The 5,118-nt window shown below is 63.7% G+C and carries 6 protein-coding genes; 5 read left to right on the forward strand and 1 reads right to left on the reverse strand.

All coding sequences use genetic code 11. The features are described from left to right. The first annotated feature begins 165 nt into the window (after positions 1–165). Positions 166–792, forward strand: coding sequence for a thymidine kinase (locus tag ACLQ7E_RS08215; RefSeq protein ID WP_411732090.1), 627 nt, complete (start codon positions 166–168; stop codon positions 790–792). Here ACLQ7E_RS08215 and ACLQ7E_RS08220 read toward each other — a convergent pair. Then, the gene (locus ACLQ7E_RS08220; RefSeq protein WP_411732091.1) at positions 789–1,358 is read right to left on the reverse strand and encodes a TetR family transcriptional regulator; all 570 of its coding nucleotides are present in this window, start codon (positions 1,356–1,358) and stop codon (positions 789–791) included. The genes ACLQ7E_RS08215 and ACLQ7E_RS08220 overlap by 4 nt on opposite strands. 154 nt (positions 1,359–1,512) lie before the next feature. On the opposite strand from ACLQ7E_RS08220, the gene ACLQ7E_RS08225 reads away from it, so the two are divergent. From ACLQ7E_RS08225 to ACLQ7E_RS08240, 4 genes are all read left to right on the forward strand, one after another. Then, positions 1,513–1,872, forward strand: coding sequence for a hypothetical protein (locus ACLQ7E_RS08225; RefSeq protein ID WP_411732092.1), 360 nt, complete (start codon positions 1,513–1,515; stop codon positions 1,870–1,872). Positions 1,873–2,040: 168 nt separating this feature from the next. Continuing rightward, complete coding sequence (locus ACLQ7E_RS08230; protein WP_411732093.1) at positions 2,041–3,330, forward strand: adenylosuccinate synthase; 1,290 nt, start codon at positions 2,041–2,043, stop codon at positions 3,328–3,330. Positions 3,331–3,572: 242 nt separating this feature from the next. After that, positions 3,573–4,352 (forward strand): carbon-nitrogen hydrolase family protein, encoded by a 780-nt coding sequence (locus ACLQ7E_RS08235; protein WP_411732094.1) that lies wholly within the window; start codon positions 3,573–3,575, stop codon positions 4,350–4,352. Positions 4,353–4,578: 226 nt separating this feature from the next. After that, positions 4,579–4,944, forward strand: a complete 366-nt coding sequence (locus tag ACLQ7E_RS08240) for a hypothetical protein (protein ID WP_411732095.1) — start codon at positions 4,579–4,581, stop codon at positions 4,942–4,944. Positions 4,945–5,118 lie beyond the last annotated feature (174 nt).

The following is a 5,118-nucleotide window of genomic DNA, read 5'->3' on the forward strand; positions in this document are numbered from 1 at the left end:
CGGCGGGCCCCCCTGCGGACTCCACGGACGCTTTGTCCGGGGGCCGGGGGGCCGCCTAAGCCCGGGGCACCGGGACAATGTTGTGCGCGGGGGAGCACTGCCGTTCCTTTCGGGAAAGCTTTGGCACATAGAATCGTCCACGGTGTCCAACTCGAAAGGAACGATGTGGCGAAGCTGTACTTCCGCTATGGAGCAATGAATTCCGGCAAGTCCACGGGACTTCTCCAAACCGCATTCAACTATGAAGAGCGCGGACAGCGCGTCCTTTTGGCGAAGCCTGGGATCGACACCAAGGGCGATTCGGGCATCGTTTCCCGTCTGGGCATGAGCCGCGACGTGGATTTCCTCATCCCGCCGTCAGCGAATGTCCGCGAACTTTTTGCCACGAAAGTCGCCGGGGACGACCCGGACGCACTGCTGCAGCACGTGGATGCGCCGCCGGTGGCCTGCCTGTTGGTGGACGAGGCCCAATTCCTGACCCCTGGGCAGGTCGATGACCTGTTCCGCATCGCCATCCTGGACAACGTCCCGGTGCTGGCTTACGGGATCCGCTCGGATTTCCGCACCCATGCATTCCCGGGGTCGCGACGACTGCTGGAGATCGCCCACAGCCTTGAGGAGCTCAAGACGATTTGCCGCTGTGGCAGGAAAGCGGTGTTCAACACCCGCCGTATCGGCACCGAGATCATCTTTGACGGGGACCAGGTGGCCATCGACGGGGATGAGGTTTGGTACGAATCCCTGTGCGGGGCTTGCTACCTGGAAGCCTCCAACGGGCGCCTGGGCAGTTAGCCGGCGAGTCGCTCCAAGGTCAGTCCTTGCAGGATCACCCGCACCCCGTAGTCGAAGGCCTCGTCGCCCCAGGCGGCTGATGCCTCGGCGGGTTCGACGCCGGCGGCCAGCGCCAACGCCTCCTGATGGGCACCGATCGACCCCAGCAAATGGTTGACCAGCACGTGCCGGGCATAGGTCGAATCGCTCTCGGGAATGCCCGCAATCCTCAGGAAATCCAGGAGCCAGCCCAACGGGTCCAGCGACTCCGGACGCATGGACTGGGCAAGCTGCATGACTTCCGCCGAGTCCGGAACCGCGATTAGCGCTGTGCGCAGTTGGCGCAGCAGCGCGCCGATGGCCATCGGCGCCAATGCCGGGGTGGGGGACTCGGGCCGGGGCACCGCGTCCAGGAGCCTGGCGGCAACATCCACAAGCAGTTCCTGCTTGGACTTCACGTGCCAATACAGGGCGCCTACCTGGACATCGAGTTCCCGGGCCAGTCGGCGCATTGACAGGTCGGCCAGGCCAAACTCCGAGAGCACGCCCACGGCGGCATCAATGAGTTGTTCGCGCGTCAGGGCCATGGCTCCCAGTCTAGGCGGCGCCCCAAGCAAGTCTGAATATGGGGGTTTTTCTCCGCGTCATCATCTCGGGCACACGCCGCAACGACCGGCCCTCGCCAAAAGTCTTTTCTCCGATCCCTCGACGCAAGGGGCAATGGCGGGGTTTGATTGGGGCATGAGTATGCAATTTCCTACACCAGAGGCCATGAACGAGTTTCAGCGGCTCACCCGGGCCTTGCTCGGTGAGGGAGTGGCTGCCGGAAAGATGTTTGGCAAGGACGCCTTGAAGTACGAGTCCAAGGCCATTGCCTGCCTGATTGAGGACACCATGGGATTCAAGGTGGGACGCGAGAGCGAAGCCATGCGCACGGCCCTGAAGTATCCCGGCGCAGACCTTTTCGACCCCTCGGGCCAGGGACGGCCCTTCCGCGATTGGGTGTCGGTTCCGGAAAGTTCGATGGAGCACTGGGAAATGCTGGCACGTGTCGCATTATCGGCCGCGATCGAGGCCGAGGACCAGCCGCGGGAAGCATAAATCCACCCATTGATGCTGCATCGGGTAAACTCGTGACGTAAGAGCCCCTTACTGTTCTTCCTGATCCTGCTCGGGCCAGTCGAAGAGCGAGGGGCATTTCTGCGCCCGGCACCGCCGGGACCCGGCATTTTTGCCGGCCGCGCTGAATCGAGCAAGGGGGAGGATCCCATGCCAGCAATCGTGATCGTCGGCGCCCAGTGGGGCGACGAAGGCAAGGGCAAGGCCACAGACCTATTGGGTGGCCAGGTTGACTACGTTGTAAAGCCAAACGGCGGCAACAACGCAGGTCATACAGTCGTCGTTGGCGGTGAAAAGTATGAGCTCAAGCTCCTTCCCGCCGGAATTCTTTCACCCAATGCCATCCCGATCATCGGCAACGGGTGTGTGGTCAACCTCGAGGCACTCTTCGAGGAAATCGAGGGCCTGCAGGCACGCGGTGCCGACACTTCGAAGCTGCGGGTTTCGGCCAACGCGCACCTGGTTGCCCCGTACCACCAGACCATGGACAAGGTCACCGAACGCTTCCTGGGCAAGCGTGCCATCGGCACCACCGGACGCGGCATCGGCCCGGCCTACATGGACAAGATCGGCCGCCTGGGCATCCGTGTGCAGGACGTCTTTGACGAATCCATCCTGCGCCAGAAGGTCGAGGGTGCGCTGCGCCAGAAGAACGAGCTGCTGGTCAAGGTCTACAACCGCCGCAGCGTCGAGGTCGAGGAAATCGTCGAGTACTTCCTCTCCTACGCCGAGCGCCTGCGTCCACTGGTGATCGATGCGACCCTTGAGCTGAACAACGCGTTGGACGCCGGCAAGGTCGTGCTCATGGAGGGCGGCCAGGCCACGTTCCTGGACGTTGACCACGGCACCTACCCGTTCGTGACGTCCTCGAACCCGACCGCCGGCGGCGCGTCGGTCGGCTCGGGCATCGGCCCGACCCGCATCAGCCGCTCGATCGGCATCATCAAGGCCTACACCACCCGCGTGGGTGCAGGTCCGTTCCCGACCGAGTTGTTTGACGACATGGGCGAGTACCTGCAGAAGACCGGCGGCGAGTTCGGTGTGAACACCGGTCGCCCGCGTCGCTGTGGCTGGTACGACGCGGTCCTGGCCCGCCACGCCTCGCGCGTGAACGGCTTCACCGACTACTTCGTGACCAAGCTGGATGTGCTCACCAACATCGAGCAGATCCCGGTGTGCGTGGCCTACGACGTGGACGGGGTGCGCCACGACGAAATGCCGATGACGCAGACCGATTTCCACCACGCCAAGCCGATCTTCGAGTACTTCGATGGCTGGACCGAGGACATCACCGGCGCCCGCACGCTGGAGGACCTGCCGCAGAACGCCCGCGACTACGTGTTGGCGCTCGAGGCCATGAGCGGGACCCGCTTCTCCGCCATCGGCGTGGGACCGGACCGTGAGCAGACGATCGTCCGCCACGACTTGATCAACGACTGACAGTCAAGGCAAGCGCGAGGGCGCGGTGCGGGACCGGGTGAAGGACATTCAACCGGCCGGCACCGCGCCCTTGCCGTATCCACGGGGCGGGGCCTTCTCGGCGTCGGCAGGTGGCGTGGCCGCGCGTTCGGGCGTTTCCCGTCACATTCTTCAGGCCGGGGCGAAAATTGGGGCGGCTGATCCACCGAATGGGTGATTGTCGTTAGGCTGGGTGGAAGAACTCAGCGACGAAGGGAATCGCCATGAAGGTCAGCGTTGGTCAATTTGCCCCCACCGGGTCGGTCTCCGACAACTTGGAAACCATGGAACGTCTGGTCGCCAAGGCGAAGACCGAGGACGCCGACCTGGTGCTGTTTCCCGAAGAGGCCATGCTCGCCGTGTCCCAGGTGACCGGCCCGCTGAACGCCGCCGTCGAAGGGAACTGGACCAAGTTCGTCCAGCAGCTCTCGTTCATGGCAGCGGAATACAAGGTTGCTATCGTGGCCGGAGGGTACGAGCAGAGCGGCGACGAGCGGCCGTACAACACCCTGGCCGTGCTGGGTGATGACGGCGCGATCCTGGGCACCTACCGCAAGATCCACCTCTACGACGCGTTCTCCTACCAGGAGTCCAAGTCCATCAAGGCAGGGGACGTTGCCGAGGTTCCCGTCTTCGAGATCGCCGGCATGAAGGTCGGGGTGTTTACCTGCTACGACCTGCGCTTCCCGGAGATCGCCCGGAGGCTGGTCAACGAGGGCGCCGAGCTGTTGCTGGTCGCTGCCGCCTGGTTCAAGGGCGAGCACAAGATCGAGCACTGGGAAACCCTGCTGCGGGCCCGGGCCATCGAGAACACGGTGTGGGTCGCGGCAGCCGGAACCAGCTCGAGCCACACCATCGGCCACTCAGCGATCCTGGATCCCATGGGCGTGCCGATCGAGTACCTGGGTGACGACGCCGAGGGCCTGGTGACGACGGATGTCACGCGTCGGCGCATCGACGAGGTGCGCGAGTTCCTGCCGGTGCTGGCCAACCGCCGACTGTAACCAGAAGATCGTCCGGGGGAACCCGTGCAGGTGCCGTCCAGGCGCCCGCGCGGGTTCCCTTTTGCCTGTCCCGGGGGCCGGCGGATCGGTGCCGTCGCGGCGGCTGTATTAGCCCAACGAATTTCACATTTTTTGGCATGTACGCTTCGGGTTCCGCCCATTACTATTGGTGCTCGATGCAACTCCAAATAGGCAGGACAGGGCAGTGGGCAATACCGATACACAAATGAATGAAGCCATCATCGAGGAATGGGCCGAGGCAACGGCGCAGGCCTACAACGACTCCTTGTCCGGCCTGGATCTGGCCCGTGTGCCGAAGGCGGTGCGTGCCTTCATCGAACTGTATGGGCAGAGCAAGGACATGACCTTCAACTCCGACTACTCGCCGATCGACTACTTCGAGGAACACCCTGCCTCGGCGATCGGAATCATCCTCGACACCCCCGAGGCACTGGAGCTGTTGGACGACGACGACGAAGAGGCGCTCGAGGACATCCTCGGCTTTACCGAGGCCTGGGCCGAGTTCGATTCGAACCAGCAGCCGGACCTCGGGATCTCCGAGGCCGACGACGATGACGACACCGAGTGGTAAAAACAGCCACGGCCCGCCACTGAGCGCCGGGCCGGCAAAAGGGAACCGCGGGCGATCCCGCGGGTCCCGCCAACGACGAAGGGTCCCTGCCCCAAACCACAAGGTTTAAGGCACGGGCCCATCGCGTTTCGCCGCGGCTTAAAACGAGGCGAGCAGTTGGGGCGTGGAGGAGAT

Origin of the sequence: Paeniglutamicibacter sp., from assembly GCF_046714615.1 — a bacterium.
Lineage (GTDB): Bacteria > Actinomycetota > Actinomycetes > Actinomycetales > Micrococcaceae > Paeniglutamicibacter.

Bases quoted from the DNA above. Each gene is read 5' to 3' on its own strand.
- ACLQ7E_RS08230 (WP_411732093.1), top strand. From the start codon at position 2,041: ATGCCAGCAATCGTGATCGTCGGCGCCCAGTGGGGCGACGAAGGCAAG.
- ACLQ7E_RS08225 (WP_411732092.1), top strand. From the start codon at position 1,513: ATGAGTATGCAATTTCCTACACCAGAGGCCATGAACGAGTTTCAGCGG.
- ACLQ7E_RS08235 (WP_411732094.1), top strand. From the start codon at position 3,573: ATGAAGGTCAGCGTTGGTCAATTTGCCCCCACCGGGTCGGTCTCCGAC.
- ACLQ7E_RS08240 (WP_411732095.1), top strand. From the start codon at position 4,579: ATGAATGAAGCCATCATCGAGGAATGGGCCGAGGCAACGGCGCAGGCC.
- ACLQ7E_RS08220 (WP_411732091.1), bottom strand. From the start codon at position 1,358: ATGGCCCTGACGCGCGAACAACTCATTGATGCCGCCGTGGGCGTGCTC.